Raw genomic sequence first — 17,262 nt, 5'->3', positions numbered from 1 at the left:
TGGCTCCTCCCCAGGACCCGGCCCCTGCGGAGACGCCCCCTGAGACTGCCGCCCCCGAGCCGGATCCGAGCCTGGAGACCGTCTCCGAACACCCGAATCCCGCGGCTCCGGTGCCGGTCGCCGGGCGGCGGTCCGTGGGCGTTGGGCCGGGTGCGCAGCCGGGCGCCGTGGCGCCGAAGGCGGGGCGTTCGGCGGAGGCCGTGGACCCGGAGGTGGTCCGAGAGCCGGAGGCTGTGATTCCGGGGGCGGGTTCCGAGTTTCAGGGGGAGGATGCCGCCGTGCGGCGGTCCGTGGGCGTTGGGCCGGGTGCAGAGGCGGGTGTCCTGGGACCGGAGGCGGTCTCTGCGCGTTCGGCGGAGGCCGTGGACCCGGAGGTGGTGCGAGAGCCGGAGGCTGTGATTCCGGGGGCGGGTTCCGAGTTTCAGGCGGAGGATGCCGCCGGGCGGCGGTCCGTGGGCGTTGGGCCGGGTGCAGAGGCGGGTGTCCTGGGACCGGAGGCGGTCTCTGCGCGTTCGACGGAGGCCGCGGCTCCCGAGGTGGTGCGAGAGTCGGAGGCTGTGGCTCCGGAGACGGTGCGCGAGCCGGAGGGTCGGATTCCGGGGGCGGGATCCGAGCCTCGGACGGAAGCCGTGGTGCCCGGGTACCCGGACGAGTCCGGTGGTGCGCCCCCGGGAGGGGGTGCGGGGGCTGAAGCCGTCCCCGGTGAGGGCGACGGTGGCGGTGTCTTCAAGGTTCGGCTCGCCAACTTCGAGGGGCCCTTCGATCTGCTGCTTCAGTTGATCTCCAAGCACAAGCTGGACGTCACCGAGGTCGCGCTGTCCAAGGTGACCGACGAGTTCATGGCGCACATCCGGGCGATGGGACCGGACTGGGATCTGGACCAGACGACCGAGTTTCTCGTGGTCGCGGCCACCTTGCTCGACCTCAAGGCCGCCCGGCTGCTGCCCTCCGCCGAGGTCGAGGACGAGGCCGACCTCGCGCTCCTGGAGGCGCGTGACCTGTTGTTCGCGCGGCTGCTGCAGTACCGCGCCTACAAACAGATCGCCGACATCTTCAACCAGCGGCTGGACGAGGAGGCCCGGCGTTATCCCCGTACCGTCGGACTCGAACCCCATCACGCCGAGCTGCTGCCCGAGGTCGTCATCAGCATCGGGGCGGAGGGCTTCGCGAAGCTCGCCGTCAAAGCGATGCAGCCGAAGCCGAAGCCTCAGGTGTACGTCGACCACATCCACGCACCGCTGGTCAGCGTGCAGGAGCAGGCCGGAATCGTGGTCGCCCGGCTCAGGGAGCTCGGCGAGGCCAGTTTCCGGGCGTTGGTCGAGGACACCGACGACACCCTCACCGTCGTCGCACGGTTCCTCGCCCTGCTGGAGCTGTACCGGGAGAAGGCCGTCGCCCTCGACCAGGAGACGGCGCTCGGCGAGCTGATCGTGCGCTGGACCGGCGGCGAGGGCGAGGCCCAGCCGATGGTGACCGACGAATTCGACCGACCGCCCGAGCCGCCCAAGGAGGACAAGGCGTGAGCGAGGACACCACCGCCCTCCCGGCAGGGCTCCGCACCGTCGCCGACCTCGACCTCAAGCCGGCCCTCGAGGCCGTCCTCATGGTCGTGGACGAGCCCGCCACCGAGGAACACCTCGCGAAGATCCTCCAGCGGCCCAAGCGGCAGGTCGGGGACGCACTGCGGGAGCTGGCCGACGAATACGCCGTGCAGGGCCGCGGCTTCGAGCTGCGGCTGATCGCCGGCGGCTGGCGTTTCTACAGCCGGCCCGAGTACGCGGCGGCCGTCGAGGGCTTCGTCCTGGACGGTCAGCAGGCCCGGCTCACCCAGGCCGCCCTGGAGACCCTCGCCGTCGTCGCCTACCGCCAGCCGGTCAGCCGCAGCCGGGTCTCGGCCGTACGAGGAGTCAACTGCGACGGGGTCATGCGCACCCTGCTGCAGCGGGGTCTGGTCCAGGAGGCGGGCACGGAACCCGAAACAGGTGCGATCCTGTACACGACGACGAACTACTTCCTGGAGCGGATGGGCCTGCGCGGTCTGGACGAGCTCCCGGAGCTCGCGCCCTTCCTCCCGGAGGCGGAGGCGATCGAGGCCGACACACTGGAAGGGGTTCCGTCGTTCGATCCGGACGCTCCGGATTCCGAGGACGCAGACGACAAGACGGAACTTTGATGCGAAGCAGCAGCGGCAGGAACAGCAGCGGAAACAACGGCGGGAGCCGTGGTGGCAACAGCGGCGGCCGCGGCGGGAGCAGCGGTGGCCGCGGCAATTACCGCGGCGCCGGTAACAACCGCGACGACAAGCAGGGCGGCCGGCCCAAGAAGCCCCGCCCGGAGGAGCGGCGCTACGACGTGGGCCCCGGCGCCACCCAGGACGGCCCGAAGTCGGGGCGCGGCTCCTCGGCGCGCGGCGGTGCCAAGGGCGGCCCCCGGCAGGGCCAGGGCACGGGCCGGGGCCGTACGGCCCCGGCGACCTCGCGTGAGTACGACGCCCGGGCCGAGGAGCGCAACCGCGAGCGCTACGCGGGCAAGAAGGACGTCAAGCTGCCCAAGACCTTCCCGGGTGCCGAGCAGGAGGGCGAGCGGCTGCAGAAGGTGCTCGCGCGCGCGGGCTACGGCTCCCGGCGCGCATGCGAGGAGCTGATCGAGCAGGCCCGCGTCGAGGTCAACGGCGAGATCGTCCTCGAGCAGGGCAAGCGCGTCGACCCGGAGAAGGACGAGGTCAAGGTCGACGGGCTGACGGTCGCCACGCAGTCGTACCAGTTCTTCTCGCTCAACAAGCCCGCCGGTGTCGTCTCCACGATGGAGGACCCCGAGGGCCGGCAGTGCCTCGGCGACTACGTCACCAACCGGGAGACCCGGCTCTTCCACGTGGGGCGGCTCGACACCGAGACCGAGGGCGTCATCCTGCTCACCAACCACGGCGAGCTGGCGCACCGCCTGACCCACCCCAAGTACGGTGTGAAGAAGACCTACCTCGCCGCGATCGTCGGCCCGATCCCGCGCGACCTGGGCAAGAAGCTCAAGGACGGCATCCAGCTGGAGGACGGGTACGCGCGCGCGGACCACTTCCGGGTGGTCGAGCAGACCGGCAAGAACTATCTGGTCGAGGTGACCCTCCACGAGGGCCGCAAGCACATCGTGCGCCGCATGCTCGCGGAGGCCGGCTTCCCGGTGGAGAAGCTGGTGCGCACCTCCTTCGGCCCGATCACCCTGGGCGACCAGAAGTCGGGCTGGCTGCGAAGGCTGTCGAACACCGAGGTCGGCATGCTGATGCAGGAAGTCGACCTCTAGCAGCCCTGTGCGACGGCCGGTTCCGGATCTCCTCCGGGACCGGCCGATTCGTTTTCGGTTCCCCGCCGGTCTGTACTCGTGACCGGCGAGAGGAATGGCCATGCCTGCTACGACGACGGACCGCGAAGAGTTCGTCCGGCTGACGGACCCGTACCGGCGGGAGCTGCTCGCGCACTGCTACCGGATGCTGGGCTCGGTCGACGAGGCCGAGGACCTGGTGCAGGAGACGTATCTGCGGGCCTGGCGGTCCTACGAGGGCTACGAGGGCCGTGCGTCCCTGCGGACCTGGCTGCACCGCATCGCCACCAACACGTGCCTGACGGCCCTGGAGAGCCGCGCGAGGCGTCCCCTGCCCGCGGGGCTCGGTGGGCCGTCACAGGCGCCTGAGGAGCCGCTGAGGACCCCCGCGACGGATGTTCCGTGGCTGCAGCCGCTGCCCGACGCGCTGGCCGATCCGGCGACCGTGGTGGCCGCGCGCGGCAGCCTGCGGCTCGCGCTGGTCGCCGCGCTGCAGAATCTTCCCGCCCGGCAGCGGGCCGTGCTCATCCTGCGGGACGTGCTGGCCTGGCGGGCGTCCGAGGTCGCCTCGCTGCTCGGGACCTCGACGGCCGCCGTCAAGAGCAGCCTCCAACGCGCGCGTGCCCGGCTCGACGAGGTCGCCCCCGACGAGGACCTCGTCGTCGAGCCCGGGGGCCCGGCGGACCGTGAGGTGCTCGACCGGTACATGGCCGCCTTCGAGCGCGCCGACATGGATGCGCTGCTCGACCTCCTCCAGGACGGCGTCGAACTGGAGATGCCGCCCCGCCTGGAGTGGTTCCGCGGCAAGAGGGACGTGCTGCTGTTCCTGCGGGCCAGGGGGCATGGAGAGGGCCGCTACCGGATGCTGCCCACGCGTGCGAACGGGCAGCCGGCCGTCGTCATGTACGTGCGCGGGGTGGACGGCGTGCTGCGGGCGCACTCGGTGCAGGTGCTCACCGTGGCGGGCGGCACACTGGCCCGCATCACGGCCTTCATCGACCTCGCGCAGGTCGACCGCTTCGGGTTCCCCAGGGTGCTGTCATGAACTGCGGTGAGCTCCTGGAGCGTTCGCTCGCCCACGCGCTGGGGAGTGTCGCCGCGGTCGGGTCCGGGAGTCTGGAGCGCGGCACCCCGTGCACCGAGTGGGACCTGGGGGAGCTGCTAGGGCATCTCGACGACTCGCTGGACGCCCTGCACGAGGGGCTGACGGGCGGGCGGATCGGGCTGACGCCGATGCGCCCCGGGGGAGACGACCTCGCCTGTGCCTTCCGCACGCGCGCGTGTGCCGTGCTCGGCGCCTGGGCGGCCGGGCCCGGGGAGCAGGTGGTGGTGGGCGAACTGCCGCTGGACGTACGGGTGATGGCCGCCGTGGGAGCGGTGGAGATCGCCGTGCACGGATGGGACGTGGCGCAGGCCTGCGGGCGGCCCCGGCCCATACCGGAATCCTTGGCGGCCGAGCTGCTGCCGGTGGCGCGGTGCGTGGTCGCGGCCGGGGACCGGGGCGTGCGCTTCGGCGCGCCCGTGGCCGTACCGCTGAATGCGGGGCCCGAGGCGCGCCTGCTGGCCTTTCTCGGGCGGCGCGATTCCTTTCCGGGGTGAGAGTGGTCTGCCTTCCGTGAGCGACCTCAAGAGCTCATGGAAGGAACCCCCGTCATGACCGACACACTGAGTGTCTCCGTACGCAAACCACCCGCACGACAGGCCCCGCACCGACCCGTGTGGACCGTCCTCCTCGCCGGGCTCGGCGCGCTCCTGTGCTCCCTGGACGTCGTGGTCGTCGCGACCGCGCTGCCCGCCCTGCGGGCCGACTTCGGGGCGAGCCTGTCCGACCTGGAGTGGACGATCAACGCCTACAACCTGGTCTTCGCCTGTCTGACCCTGACGGGCGCCGCGCTCGGCGACCGGTTCGGGCGGCGGCGGATGTACCTCGTCGGGCTCGCCGTCTTCACCCTGGGCTCGGCCGCCTCCGCGCTGGCGGGCGGCCCGGGCCAGCTCATCGGCGCGCGCGTGGTGCAGGGCGCCGGTGCCGCCGTACTGCTTCCCCTCACCCTGACCCTGATCAGCGAGGCGTTCCCGGCCGAGAAGCGAGGTGTCGCCATCGGCGTCTGGGGCGGGGTGACCGGGCTCGGGGTGGCGGCCGGACCGGTGCTCGGCGGGGCCGTCACCGAGGGCCTGTCCTGGCAGTGGATCTTCTGGCTGAACGTGCCCATCGGCCTTGCGATGCTGCCCTTCGCCGCGACCAGGCTCCGCGAGAGCTACGGTACGCGGCCCCAACTCGACCTCGTGGGACTCGTGTTGGCGGCGGTCGGGGTGACGGGGCTGGCCTGGGCGCCGGTGCGGGCGCCGCAGGCGGGCTGGGGGAGCGCCGAGGTGCTGACCGCGCTGGCCGCCGGGATCGTGTTCCTGGCCGCGTTCCTGCTCTGGGAGCGCAGGGGAGCCCGCTACCCGATGCTGCCGCTCGCGCACTTCCGCAACCGCGGCTTCTCCGTCGCCAACGCGGCCGCCTTCCTGGTCTTCGGGTCCCTGCTGGGCGCCCTCTTCATGATCACGCAGCTCTTCCAGACCGGGCTCGGCTACTCCCCGCTCCAGGCGGGCGTGCGCATCCTCGTCTGGAACGCGATGCCGCTGCTGGTCGCCCCGGTCGCGGGCGCCCTCGCGGACCGCTTCGGCACCCGGCCCTTCATGTTCGGCGGCCTCGCCCTGCAGGCCCTGGGCCTTGCGCTGCTGGCCCGGCAGGTCGAACCCGGCGTCCACTACGGGCAGTTGGTCGTGCCGCTGATCATCGCGGGCATCGGCATCTCCATGGTCTTCCCGAGCGTCGCCAACGCCGTGACCTCCGCCGTCCCCCTCGGCGACGCGGGCGTCGCGGCCGGCGTCAACAACGCCCTGCGTGAACTGGGCGGTGTCTTCGGCATCGCCGTCGCCGCCCTGGTCTTCACGCAGTACGGCGGTTACGGCTCATCCGCGTCCTTCCTGGACGGCTGCGCACCGGCGCTGTGGGTGTCGGCAGGCGCGGCCGGAGCGGGGGCGGTGGTGGCGGCGTTCGCGCCGTCACACACGCGCGTATGAGCCCATTCCGCGCCGCCGAGCAGTTCCTTCATGGTCTCGGCGGCGCGGACCGCGGCGGCACCGCAGCAGTTGTTGAACAGCACGTGGAGCTGCTCCGTCCGCCCGGCCAGTGACCGCAACCGGGGGAGCCATTCGATGAGTTCGTGCTCCCCGTAGTCGTACCGGAACCGGTCCTCCTTGCTGCCCGCCCCCCAGGCCGAGCTGCGCCCGTGGAACCGGACGACGGACAGCCGTGGCGCGGCGACCGGCGTGACGGGCGGGACGGACAAGGGAAGCGACTGCGTCATGTCCACCGCCACGGCGGTCATGTCGTACCGGGTCAGTAACGCGCGCGTGGCCTCCGCCCACTCCGGCCGCCACCATCCGGGATGCCGGAACTCCACGGAGACCGGCCACCCTTCGGTCCGCTCGGCGCACTCCCGCAGGAACTCCCCGCACCGCTTTCCGGGGCCGAACCACGGCGGCAGCTGGAACAGCACGCTGCCGAGCCGCCCGGCTGCCCGCAGCGGCTCGATCCCCTCGGTGAACCGCGCCCACACGTGGTCGAGCACCTTCGGATCCCGGTGGTCGGCCCGAAGCCCGTCCGGCATCACCGAGTTCCGCGTCGGGTGGCCGGTGAGCAGCGAGAACGCCTTCACGTCGAAGACGAAGCCGTCCGGCGTCCGTTCGGCCCACAGGAGGCTGTTGCGGGCGCTCGGCAGTGCGTAGTACGCCGAGTCGACCTCGACGACCGGGAACCGTTCGGCGTAGTGCCTCAGCCGCCCCTCCGCGTCCTTGCGCCCCGCCGGATACCAGCCGCTGCCGACCAGTGCCCGGTCCGTCCACGAACACGTGCCCACAAGGATCTCGCCCATGCGGTGCCGGTTACCCCTCTCGGGGGCGCGGAAGCACGCGGGTTGGGGAAGCGCTCGGGGTTGTGGAAGCACACACCCGTGTTTAGAGTCGACGTGACCATTAAGAGGTCCGGGGGGTGGGAGGCCGGTGTCATGGAGTACGACAAGTACGCCTACGAACCCTTCGCCGTCACCGTCGACCTCGCCGTCCTGACGATCCGTGACGGCGTTCTGCACGTCCTCCTCGTGGAGCGCGGCCAGGACCCCTACGCCGGTCACTGGGCGCTGCCCGGCGGCTTCGTGGAGCCGCGGGAGTCGGCGGAGACGGCCGCCCGGCGCGAACTCGCCGAGGAGACCGGCCTCGCGGACGTCACCGGGCTGCATCTGGAGCAGCTGCGGACCTACAGCGAACCCGACCGCGACCCCCGGATGCGGGTCGTGTCCGTCGCCTTCACCGCGCTGCTGCCCGACGCACCCGAGCCGCGGGCCGGCAGCGACGCGGCGCGCGCGAGCTGGCTGCCGTACGACTCGGCCGGGCCACTGAGCGGCGCCGGGGAACGCCCCCACGCCGCCCGGCACGCGCCCCCACTCTCGGCTTCGCTCGAGCGGGGGGACCCCCATCGAGGACCTTCGTCCGGCACGCCGAGAGCACGCACCGGCTGCGACATCAGCCGCTCCCGCGGCGGGCGCGGGAACGCACCCGCACTTCCCCGGCGCCGCTTGGCCTTCGACCACGACACGATCCTGGCCGACGCCCACGAACGGGTCGGCGCCAAGCTCGAGTACACCTGCCTCGCCACCGCCTTCTGCCCGCCCGAGTTCACGCTCGGAGAGCTTCAGCACGTCTACGAGACGGTCTGGGGCACGGCTCTCGACCGGCCCAACTTCCGCCGCAAGGTGCTCGCCACGCCCGGCTTCGTCGAGGCCGTGCCGGGCGCTGCCCGCCTCACCGGCGGCCGGGGCAAACCTGCCGCGCTCTACCGTGCGGGCCCGGCCACCGCACTGCACCCACCCCTCCTCCGACCGTCCCCGGAAGGACGCCCCGCATGACCGCCACCATCGTCGACAAACAAGCAGCCACCGGGGCGTTGACCGGACTCGCGCTCGGGGACGCGCTCGGCTTCCCGACCGAGTTCAACGACGTGCCGTCGATCCTCGCCAAGTGCGGGCCGTGGCGGCAGATGCGGCTGCCGAAGCCCGCGATCGTCACCGACGACACACAGATGACGCTGGCGGTGGGGCGCGCGCTGAGGACGGCCACGGACCTCGGGGTGCTCGCGCCGGAAAGCCTGGCGGGGCCGCTGCGCAAGGAGTTCGTGGACTGGCACGACTCGCCGGAGAACAACCGGGCGCCCGGGAACACCTGCCTGCTGGCCTGCTATCTGCTGAAGGACGAGGACCGCCGCTGGCAGGACGCCAGCCAGATCGGCTCCAAGGGCTGCGGCGCCAACATGCGGGTCGCTCCCGTCGGGCTCGTCCCCGGCCTGAGCGACGAACAGCGCGCCGGCGCCGCCCAGTTGCAGTCCGCCCTGACCCACGGGCACCCGACCGCGCTCGCCGCCTCCGACCTCACCGCCCGTGCGGTGCGGCTGCTCGCCCAGGGCGCCGAGCCGACCGCCCTCGTCGGCCTGCTACGGTCGTACGCCCTGGAGAACCGCAGCCGCTACCACCACACCTGGCTCGGCGACCTGTGGACGCGCAGTCAGGACCCGAGCCCCGAGCACTTCATCGCCCGCGGCTGGGACGAGTGCCTGGAGGTCCTCGGCCGCCTTCAGGAGGCCGTACGCACGGCCTCGGTGGAGACCGACCCGTGCCTGGCCACCGGCGCGGGCTGGATCGCCGAAGAGGCCCTGGCGACCGGCCTGTTGTGCTTCCTGCAGTTCGCCGACGAACCGGTGACGGCCATCCGGCGAGCCGCCTGCACCTCCGGCGACTCGGACTCCATCGCCTGTCTGACGGGCGCCTTCGCGGGCGCGCACCTCGGCGCCGACGCCTGGCCCACCGACTGGGCCGACCGCATCGAATACCGCACCGACCTGCTGACGCTCGGGGCCCTCTGGGACGCTTGAGTCATGATCGACGCCCTCGACCTCGACCTGACCCCGGTGGTCGCCGAACAGCCCGACCCGGTGCTGTTCGCGACCGTCTCCGGCGCCCACCTCTACGGCTTCCCCTCCCGCGACTCGGACGTCGACCTGCGGGGCGTGCACCTGCTGCCGACCGCGGACCTGCTGGGGTTGCGGGAGCCCGACGAGACCCGGTCCCGGATGTGGGACCGGGACGGCGTCGAGCTGGACCTGGTCACGCACGACCTGCGCAAGTTCGTACGGCTGATGCTGCGCCGCAACGGCTATGTGCTGGAGCAGCTGCTCTCGCCCCTGGTCGTGCACACGACTGACCGGCACCGCGAACTGGCCGCACTCGCGCCCGGTGTCCTGACCAGCCATCACGCCCATCACTACCGCGGGTTCGCGAACACCCAGTGGCGGCTGTTCGAGAAGACCGGCGAGCTCAAGCCGCTGCTCTACACCTTCCGGGTTCTGCTCACCGGGATCCACCTGATGCGCAGCGGCGAGGTGCAGGCCCATCTGCCCACGCTGCTGGGCGAGGTGGACGCCCCCGCCTACCTGCCGGAGCTGATCGCGGCGAAGGCGGAGCGGGAGCACGGGGGTGCCGAGGTCGACCACGCGCGGGTGCAGGCCGACGTGGAGCAGCTGCACGGCATGCTGGACGCGGCGCAGGAGGCGTCGGCGCTACCCGACGCCCCGGCCGCCTACGACGCCCTGCATGACCTCGTCGTACGCGTCCGGCTGGAGGGCTGAGGCGCGGCGGACGCGGACGAGGAGGGCCTCCACGCGGGGCCGGTCCGGCTCCTCGGGGAGGGGGCTGTGGCGGGCTGCCTCGTCGGCCTCCGCGGCCAGGCGGTTCATCCAGGACTCGACCTCCCGCCACGGGACCTCGCCCCGCTTCACGGCCAGCAGGGGCTCGCGCTGGTCGCCCACGTCGAGGGTGAGGGCGCCCGTGCGCAGCAGATCGCGGGCGCTCATCAGGAGGCGGAGCAGATGCATGGCGTGCTTCCAGCGCGGGGCGCCGTGCGTGCGGACGTCCGCCTCCAGCTTCCTGCGCTGGCCCAGGGCGTAGCGAGTGAACGTCTCGTGCGCCCGGCGGGAGAGGAACGCGCCGCGCAGCGCGAGGAGTTCGCGCCCGGTGTCGTCGACGTACTCCACGAGCGGGGAGTGCAGGCACTCCAGGATGTTCGGGTTGGCGCGCAGGGCCAGCTCGCAGAAGCGCTCCAGCTCCCAGCCGAACTGTTCCTCGGCCGGGCCCTCGACATGTGTCGGCGGCTTCTCGAAGCGCCAGAACAGCGGAGTGGGCGCCACGAACACGCCCCGGCGGTCGGTGTCGCTGCCGTCCGTCGCCAGACCGAACGCGCGCGAACCCATGACGCAGGCGTAGATCGTGTGGTCGCGCACCAGGGTCTCGGGAAGCATGGACCGGAGCGTACGCGGCCCCTCACGCCAGGTGGATCGAATTTCCCTCCACCTTGATCTGCTCCGCGGGCAGCGGCCTGGGTGCGGGACCGCCGGCCACCGAGCCGTCGGCGATGCGGAACTTGCTGCCGTGACAGGGACAGTCGATGGTGCCGTTCGAGATGGTGCTCACCGTGCAGCCCTGGTGGGTGCAGATCGCCGAGAAGGCCTTGAACTCGTCCTTCTTCGGCTGGGTGACCACGACCTTCTGGTCCTTGAAGATCTTGCCGCCGCCGACGGGGATCTCGGAGGTCTTCGCCAGCTCCTGACCGCCGGAGGCGTTCGTGGTGGACCCGGAGTCGCTGTTGTCGCCGTACTTGCTGCAGCCCGCGGCGAGCGTCGCCGCGCCCGTCGCGAGGAGAACCGTGCGCCGCGTCGAGCGGTGGGTCATGTCGTCACTCCGAACGTGCGGAAGAACCAGAGGGCGGACGTCAGCCAGATGAGCGTGAGAACGGTGAAGACCAGCCCGCCGACGAGCGGCAGCAGCCAGCCGGGGAGCCGCTGGGAGCGGAGCAGCAGCATCTTGGCACTGAAGGCACCGAAGAAGAAGCAACCCAGGGCGGAGTGCCACATCACGCGCGTCTCGTAGGTCTGGTAGCCCAGCGCGTACAGGCAGTGCACGGCGACCGGGACCGCCACCAGGAACGCGATCCGTCCCGACCAGCGGTGCAGCGTCGACGCCCAGCGCGGCCCCGGCAGCCTGCCGTACACCATGAACGCGCTGACCAGCTGGACGAGCGCGAAGAAGAACGCGGTCGACGCCAGCCACGACTTCACCGCGCCCGTGCTGCTGAACCCGGCCAGGTTGAAGGCCGTCCCGGCGGGGTCGTGGACCTTGCCGTACACCCCGAGGCCGACGGCGACCGCGGCGGCGACGAGGGCCGGGACGAGATAGCGGGCCGGGCTCGGGGCGCGATGGGAGGGTTCGGAGGGCGGGAAACTCTGCGTCGCGGCGTTCGGGTCGACGGTCATGGTGTCGTCTCCCAGGTCAGGAGGATCAAGGAGTTACGGGATGTGCCGTCAGCCGCTGTCCGTCGACCGTCACCGCGCCCGTCGCCGGGTCGATGGCCGGCGCGGCCGAGGGCGCTCCGTCGCGGGTGACGATGCCGACCTGCTTGCCGCCCGGCAGGACGATCCAGCCGCCGACGATCCTGGCGCCGGCGACCTGGCTGTTCGCCCGGTAGATCCCGGACGGCTTCTTCGCCTTGTCGAGGGTGAAGGCGTAGTGCCCGCCGCCGACCTCGGCCGTGCCGCGGATCTGCTTGCTGCCCTTCAGCGTGCCGGTCAGCTTCGCGCCGTGGTCACCGGTCAGGCTCAGGCTCCCGTCGTCCTTCACCGAGCCCTTCAGCCACGACTCGATGTTGTGGCCGTCGCAGAAGTACGCGATCGCCTTGCCGCCACGCAGTGAGACGGCGACGGCGGACGAGTCGTCGTCGGTACGGCCGGTGTAGACACCCGGGGGCGTGGCCGCCCGCGACGGCGAGGGGCTGGGCGACGCGGTGGTCTTCGAGGGAGTCGGTGACGCCGTGACGGCGGGCGACTTCTCCTTGTACGGGGACGAGACGCTCTTCGTCCCCGTCGTCGCGTTGAGCGACAGCATGAACAGGCCGAGCAGCAGTCCCGCGAGCAGGGTGAGCAGCGGTCCAGGACGCTTCATACGGGCCTCCCCCGAGGCGAGTGTCCTGCCATCAGAGCGGACCGGCGGCCCCAACGTAAAGAGGCGCACAGGGGCGAGCCGCCCCAAGTAGCGAAATTGGGGCGATTCAGTGACATTGGCAGGGCATCGGAGCCGCCGTCTCAGCGGGCGGGCGTCGCGCACCCGTCCGCCGCGGCCTGACTAGGCTGGAGGGTCGAAAGCCGATCCGTACATCAGCGAGGAGTGCAGCCGTGGCGGTACGAGCGGTCCGGGGAGCCGTCCAACTGGAACGGGACGAGGCCGGGCACATGGACGAGCAGGTCGGGGCCCTGCTCACCGCCATCCTCGAGCGGAACGCCCTGAGCGTCGACGACCTGATCAGCATCTGGTTCACGGCCACGCCCGACCTGCACAGCGACTTCCCGGCGGCCGCCGCACGCAAGCTCGGCATCGTCGACGTACCGCTGATCTGCGCCCAGGAACTCGACATCGAGGGCGCCATGCCGCGCGTCGTGCGTGTCCTGGCGCACATCGAGTCGGACCGCTCCCGCGCCGACATCGCCCATGTCTACCTCGGCGCCGCGGCCGCCCTGCGCAAGGACATCGCCCAGTGAGAACCGCGCTCGTCATCGGCACCGGGCTCATCGGCACGTCCGCCGCCATCGCCCTGTCCCAGCGGGGCGTGGTCGTCCACCTCTCCGACCACGACCCGGAGCAGGCCCGTACGGCCGCCGCGCTCGGCGCCGGCACCGACGAGGCCCCCGACGGACCGGTCGACCTCGCGATCATCGCCGCGCCCCCCGCCCATGTGGCCGGAGTCCTGGCCGACGCCATGCGCCGGGGCGCGGCCCGCGGCTACCTCGACGTGGCCAGCGTCAAGGGCGGCCCGCGCCGCGAGCTGGAGGCGCTGGGCCTGGACCCGTCCGTGATGTCCAGGTACATCGGCACGCACCCCATGTCGGGCCGCGAGAAGTCCGGGCCGCTCGCGGCCACCGGTGACCTCTTCGAGGGCCGCCCCTGGGTGCTCACCCCGACCCGGGACACCGACACCGAGGTGCTCAACCTCGCCCTGGAGCTGGTCTCGCACTGCCGGGCCGTCCCGGTCGTCATGGACGCCGACGCCCACGACCGCGCCGTCGCCCTGGTCTCCCACATGCCCCACCTGGTGTCCAGCATGGTCGCCGCGCGGCTGGAGAACGCCGAGGAGGCGGCCGTACGACTGTGCGGTCAGGGCATCCGGGACGTGACCCGGATCGCCGCCTCCGACCCCCGGATGTGGATCGACATCCTGTCCGCGAACCCCGGGCCGGTCGCCGACCTGCTCTCCGACGTCGCCGCCGACCTGGAGGAGACGGTGCAGGCACTGCGGTCCCTGCAGTCCTCCGACGAGGCCAAGCGCGGGGAGGGGGTCCTGGGCATCGAGGACGTCCTGCGGCGCGGGAACGCCGGACAGGTCCGGGTGCCGGGCAAGCACGGGTCCGCTCCGCGGGAGTACGAGGTCGTGGCGGTGCTCATCGACGACCAGCCGGGGCAGCTGGCGCGGATCTTCGCCGACGCGGGGCGGGCCGGGGTCAACATCGAGGACGTGCGGATCGAGCACGCGACGGGGCAGCAGGCGGGTCTGGTGCAGCTGATGGTGGAGCCGCAGGCGGCGCCGGTGCTCTCCGCAGCGCTGCGGGAGCGGGGCTGGGCGATCCGGCAGTAGTTCTCGCCCCCGCCGGACGGGCTGAGATTCTCCGGCGGCCGTAAGGCCGAGCCGTGCGCGTCCGGACGAGTGACGCGCACCCAGTAACCTTGTGCAGGGCACCCTCGCGGCCCCACACACCCACCGCACCGCACCAGGAAGGTGTCCCCCCGTGGAAAACGGCGTCGCCAAGCCCGTGATTGTCGCCATCGACGGTCCGGCCGGCACCGGCAAGTCGAGCACGTCGAAGGCCGTCGCCGCGCAGCTCGGCCTGAGCTACCTGGACACCGGCGCCCAGTACCGGGCGATCACCTGGTGGATGGTGACCAACGGGATCGACATCGACGACCCGTCCGCGATCGCCGCCGTGGCGGGCAAGGCCGAGATCGTCTCCGGCACCGACCCGGCCAATCCGACGATCACGGTCGACGGCACCGACGTGGCCGCCCCGATCCGCACGCAGGAGGTCAGCTCCAAGGTCAGCGCGGTCAGCGCGGTGCCCGAGGTGCGCGCCCGGATCACCGAGCTGCAGCGCTCGCTGGCCACCTCCGCGGAGCACGGCATCGTCGTCGAGGGCCGTGACATCGGTACGACCGTGCTGCCCGACGCCGACCTGAAGATCTTCCTCACCGCCTCGCCGGAGGCGCGTGCCGCCCGCCGCAGCGGCGAGCTGAAGGGCGCCGACGTGCACGCCACCCGCGAGGCGCTGATCAAGCGCGACGCGGCCGACTCCTCCCGTAAGACCTCGCCGCTCGCCAAGGCGGACGACGCGGTCGAGGTGGACACCACCGAACTCACCCTCGCGCAGGTCATCGAGTGCGTCGTCACCCTCGTCGAGGAGAAGCGGGCCGGGAAGTGACTCAGCCTTCGGAGCGGGGCGCCGAGGTCGGGCGGCGGATCGGCGTCGGCCTGATGTACGGGCTGTGGAAGCCGCGGGTGCTGGGTTCCTGGCGGGTGCCCGCCAGCGGTCCGGTGATCTTCGCCGTCAACCACTCCCACAACATCGACGGTCCGATGGTCATGGGCGTGGCGCCCCGGCCGACGCACTTCCTGATCAAGAAGGAGGCGTTCGTCGGCCCGCTGGACCCGTTCCTGCTGGGCATCGGGCAGGTCAAGGTCGACCGGTCGGGTGCCGACCGCACGGCGATCACCCAGGCGCTGGACGTGCTGTCCGCCGGCGGGGTCCTCGGCATCTTCCCGGAGGGCACCCGCGGTGAGGGCGACTTCGCCGCGCTGCGCGCCGGGCTCGCGTACTTCGCCGTACGCAGTGGAGCACCGGTCGTCCCGGTCGCCGTACTGGGAAGTTCCGAGCGGCGGGGACGGTTGATAAAGGGGCTGCCTCCGCTGCGCAGCCGTATCGACGTCGTCTTCGGCGACCCCTTCGAGGCGGGCGACGGCAGCGGACGGCGCACGCGCAAGGCGCTCGACGAGGCGACCGAGCGCATCCAGAAGCAGCTCACCGCGCACCTGGAAAACGCCAGGCGCCTGACCGGGCGCTGAGCGACACTTCAGTAGTGGATCAGCCGGAGAAACCGGATGTTCCACCGATCACCACGATGAACGACGAGGTACGGACTTCATGAGCGACCACATCCACTCCGACGGCTCGGGCGAGCAGCACGACCACGGAGCACTTGGCGACGCCGAGTACGCGGACTTCATGGAGCTCGCCGCGGAAGAGGGCTTCGACCTCGAGGACGTCGAGGGTGCCATCGAGGAGGCCGGTCACGGCCCGCTGCCCGTCCTCGCCGTCGTCGGCCGGCCGAATGTCGGCAAGTCGACCCTGGTGAACCGCATCATCGGGCGCCGTGAGGCAGTCGTCGAGGACAAGCCCGGCGTCACCCGCGACCGCGTCACCTACGAGGCCGAGTGGTCGGGCCGCCGCTTCAAGGTCGTCGACACCGGCGGCTGGGAGCAGGACGTCCTCGGCATCGACGCCTCCGTGGCCGCGCAGGCCGAGTACGCGATCGAGGCCGCCGACGCCGTGGTGTTCGTCGTCGACGCCAAGGTCGGCGCCACCGACACCGACGAGGCGGTCGTACGGCTGCTGCGCAAGGCCGGCAAGCCGGTGGTGCTGGCGGCCAACAAGGTCGACGGGCAGAGCGGCGAGGCGGACGCGGCCTATCTGTGGTCGCTGGGTCTCGGCGAGCCGCACCCCGTCTCCGCGCTGCACGGCCGCGGCACCGGTGACATGCTGGACGCCGTCCTCGAGGTCCTGCCGGACGCACCCGAGCAGACCTTCGGCACCACGGTCGGCGGCCCGCGCCGCATCGCCCTGATCGGCCGCCCGAACGTCGGCAAGTCCTCCCTGCTGAACAAGGTGGCGGGCGAGGAGCGCGTCGTCGTCAACGAGCTGGCGGGCACCACCCGCGACCCGGTCGACGAACTCATCGAGCTCGGCGGGGTCACCTGGAAGTTCGTCGACACCGCCGGCATCCGCAAGCGCGTCCACCTCCAGCAGGGCGCGGACTACTACGCCTCCCTGCGCACCGCTGCCGCGGTCGAGAAGGCGGAGGTGGCGGTCATCCTGATCGACGCCTCCGAGTCCATCTCGGTGCAGGACCAGCGGATCGTGACGATGGCCGTCGAGGCGGGCCGCGCGATGGTCATCGCGTACAACAAGTGGGACACCCTCGACGAGGAGCGCCGCTACTACCTGGAGCGGGAGATCGAGACCGAGTTCGGCCAGGTCTCGTGGGCGCCGCGGGTGAACGTCTCGGCGCGTACCGGCCGGCACATGGAGAAGCTGGTCCCGGCGATCGAGACCGCGCTGGCCGGCTGGGAGACCCGCGTCCCGACGGGTCGTCTGAACGCCTTCCTCGGCGAGCTGGTCGCCGCCCACCCGCATCCGATCCGCGGCGGCAAGCAGCCCCGCATCCTCTTCGGCACCCAGGCCGGCACCAAGCCCCCGCGGTTCGTGCTGTTCGCCTCCGGGTTCATCGAGGCGGGCTACCGGCGCTTCATCGAGCGCCGGCTGCGCGAGGAGTTCGGCTTCGAGGGGACGCCGATCCATATCTCGGTGCGGGTGCGCGAGAAGCGCGGCAGCAAGAAGAAGTAGGCGCGACATAGGGGGTGGGGGGGGGGGGGGGGGGGGGGGGGGGGCGGCCCCCGGGGGGGGGGGCGCCGCCCCCCCGGGCCCGGCGCCGCGCGGGGGGGGGGGGCGCGCGCGGGCACGCTGCGGGCGACCGGGGCCGCCCG

General features: G+C 72.0%; 19 protein-coding genes. 14 read left to right on the top strand and 5 right to left on the bottom strand.

The window, feature by feature from the left end; translation table 11 throughout:
• Positions 1–452 precede the first annotated feature (452 nt).
• The 6 genes from ACIBW9_RS29870 to ACIBW9_RS29845 all read left to right on the top strand — a co-directional run bounded on the left by ACIBW9_RS29870 (position 453) and on the right by ACIBW9_RS29845 (position 6,381).
• Complete coding sequence (locus tag ACIBW9_RS29870) at positions 453–1,523, top strand: segregation and condensation protein A (protein WP_398960143.1); 1,071 nt, start codon at positions 453–455, stop codon at positions 1,521–1,523.
• Complete coding sequence (gene scpB / locus ACIBW9_RS29865; RefSeq protein ID WP_398960142.1) at positions 1,520–2,173, top strand: SMC-Scp complex subunit ScpB; 654 nt, start codon at positions 1,520–1,522, stop codon at positions 2,171–2,173. Before ACIBW9_RS29870 ends, scpB begins: the two co-directional genes overlap by 4 nt.
• Entirely contained in the window at positions 2,173–3,294 is a 1,122-nt protein-coding gene (locus tag ACIBW9_RS29860) for a pseudouridine synthase (RefSeq protein WP_398960141.1), read from the top strand. Before scpB ends, ACIBW9_RS29860 begins: the two co-directional genes overlap by 1 nt.
• A 100-nt stretch (positions 3,295–3,394) precedes the next feature.
• Complete coding sequence (locus tag ACIBW9_RS29855; protein ID WP_398960140.1) at positions 3,395–4,357, top strand: sigma-70 family RNA polymerase sigma factor; 963 nt, start codon at positions 3,395–3,397, stop codon at positions 4,355–4,357.
• Complete coding sequence (locus tag ACIBW9_RS29850; RefSeq protein ID WP_398960139.1) at positions 4,354–4,911, top strand: TIGR03086 family metal-binding protein; 558 nt, start codon at positions 4,354–4,356, stop codon at positions 4,909–4,911. The genes ACIBW9_RS29855 and ACIBW9_RS29850 overlap by 4 nt, the downstream gene beginning before the upstream one ends.
• Before the next feature lie 54 nt (positions 4,912–4,965).
• Complete coding sequence (locus ACIBW9_RS29845; protein WP_398960138.1) at positions 4,966–6,381, top strand: DHA2 family efflux MFS transporter permease subunit; 1,416 nt, start codon at positions 4,966–4,968, stop codon at positions 6,379–6,381.
• Here the strand turns inward: ACIBW9_RS29845 and ACIBW9_RS29840 are convergent.
• Entirely contained in the window at positions 6,264–7,235 is a 972-nt protein-coding gene (locus ACIBW9_RS29840) for a DUF72 domain-containing protein (protein WP_398960137.1), read from the bottom strand. The two genes, ACIBW9_RS29845 and ACIBW9_RS29840, sit on opposite strands and share 118 nt — an antisense overlap.
• A 132-nt stretch (positions 7,236–7,367) precedes the next feature.
• Between ACIBW9_RS29840 and ACIBW9_RS29835 the strand changes: the two genes are divergently transcribed.
• The 3 genes from ACIBW9_RS29835 to ACIBW9_RS29825 are packed head-to-tail and all read left to right on the top strand — an operon-like array spanning position 7,368 to position 10,036.
• The gene (locus ACIBW9_RS29835) at positions 7,368–8,264 is read left to right on the top strand and encodes an NUDIX hydrolase (protein WP_398960136.1); all 897 of its coding nucleotides are present in this window, start codon (positions 7,368–7,370) and stop codon (positions 8,262–8,264) included.
• Positions 8,261–9,283 carry an ADP-ribosylglycohydrolase family protein gene (locus ACIBW9_RS29830; protein WP_398960135.1) on the top strand — a complete coding sequence of 341 codons (1,023 nt, stop codon included), beginning with the start codon at positions 8,261–8,263 and terminating at the stop codon, positions 9,281–9,283. Before ACIBW9_RS29835 ends, ACIBW9_RS29830 begins: the two co-directional genes overlap by 4 nt.
• Positions 9,284–9,286: 3 nt before the next feature.
• Complete coding sequence (locus ACIBW9_RS29825; protein ID WP_398960134.1) at positions 9,287–10,036, top strand: DNA polymerase beta superfamily protein; 750 nt, start codon at positions 9,287–9,289, stop codon at positions 10,034–10,036.
• On the opposite strand, the gene ACIBW9_RS29820 is transcribed toward ACIBW9_RS29825, so the two are convergent.
• The 4 genes from ACIBW9_RS29820 to ACIBW9_RS29805 are packed head-to-tail and all read right to left on the bottom strand — an operon-like array spanning position 9,968 to position 12,401.
• Entirely contained in the window at positions 9,968–10,705 is a 738-nt protein-coding gene (locus ACIBW9_RS29820; protein ID WP_398960133.1) for a DNA polymerase beta superfamily protein, read from the bottom strand. The genes ACIBW9_RS29825 and ACIBW9_RS29820 overlap by 69 nt on opposite strands.
• A gap of 22 nt (positions 10,706–10,727) precedes the next feature.
• The gene (locus ACIBW9_RS29815; protein WP_398960132.1) at positions 10,728–11,135 is read right to left on the bottom strand and encodes a Rieske (2Fe-2S) protein; all 408 of its coding nucleotides are present in this window, start codon (positions 11,133–11,135) and stop codon (positions 10,728–10,730) included.
• On the bottom strand, positions 11,132–11,716 hold the full coding sequence (locus ACIBW9_RS29810; protein WP_398960131.1) for a DUF6529 family protein: 585 nt from the start codon (positions 11,714–11,716) through the stop codon (positions 11,132–11,134). Before ACIBW9_RS29810 ends, ACIBW9_RS29815 begins: the two co-directional genes overlap by 4 nt.
• A gap of 25 nt (positions 11,717–11,741) precedes the next feature.
• The gene (locus ACIBW9_RS29805) at positions 11,742–12,401 is read right to left on the bottom strand and encodes a hypothetical protein (protein ID WP_398960130.1); all 660 of its coding nucleotides are present in this window, start codon (positions 12,399–12,401) and stop codon (positions 11,742–11,744) included.
• A 230-nt stretch (positions 12,402–12,631) separates the two neighbouring features.
• Between ACIBW9_RS29805 and aroH the strand changes: the two genes are divergently transcribed.
• The 5 genes from aroH (at position 12,632) to der (ending at position 17,122) form a co-directional block, all read left to right on the top strand.
• On the top strand, positions 12,632–12,994 hold the full coding sequence (aroH, locus tag ACIBW9_RS29800) for a chorismate mutase (protein WP_398960129.1): 363 nt from the start codon (positions 12,632–12,634) through the stop codon (positions 12,992–12,994).
• On the top strand, positions 12,991–14,085 hold the full coding sequence (locus ACIBW9_RS29795) for a prephenate dehydrogenase (protein ID WP_398960128.1): 1,095 nt from the start codon (positions 12,991–12,993) through the stop codon (positions 14,083–14,085). Before aroH ends, ACIBW9_RS29795 begins: the two co-directional genes overlap by 4 nt.
• A 151-nt stretch (positions 14,086–14,236) precedes the next feature.
• Positions 14,237–14,923, top strand: a complete 687-nt coding sequence (cmk, locus tag ACIBW9_RS29790; RefSeq protein ID WP_398960127.1) for a (d)CMP kinase — start codon at positions 14,237–14,239, stop codon at positions 14,921–14,923.
• Positions 14,881–15,564, top strand: a complete 684-nt coding sequence (locus ACIBW9_RS29785) for a lysophospholipid acyltransferase family protein (protein ID WP_398960126.1) — start codon at positions 14,881–14,883, stop codon at positions 15,562–15,564. Before cmk ends, ACIBW9_RS29785 begins: the two co-directional genes overlap by 43 nt.
• 79 nt (positions 15,565–15,643) lie before the next feature.
• Positions 15,644–17,122: a ribosome biogenesis GTPase Der gene (der, locus tag ACIBW9_RS29780; protein WP_398960125.1), complete on the top strand. Its 1,479-nt coding sequence runs from the start codon at positions 15,644–15,646 to the stop codon at positions 17,120–17,122.
• The last annotated feature ends 140 nt before the right edge of the window (positions 17,123–17,262 follow it).

Source organism: Streptomyces sp. NPDC049541 (assembly GCF_044465725.1).
Taxonomy (GTDB): Bacteria; Actinomycetota; Actinomycetes; order Streptomycetales; family Streptomycetaceae; genus Streptomyces.
This window is presented reverse-complemented; position numbering and strand designations above follow the sequence as displayed.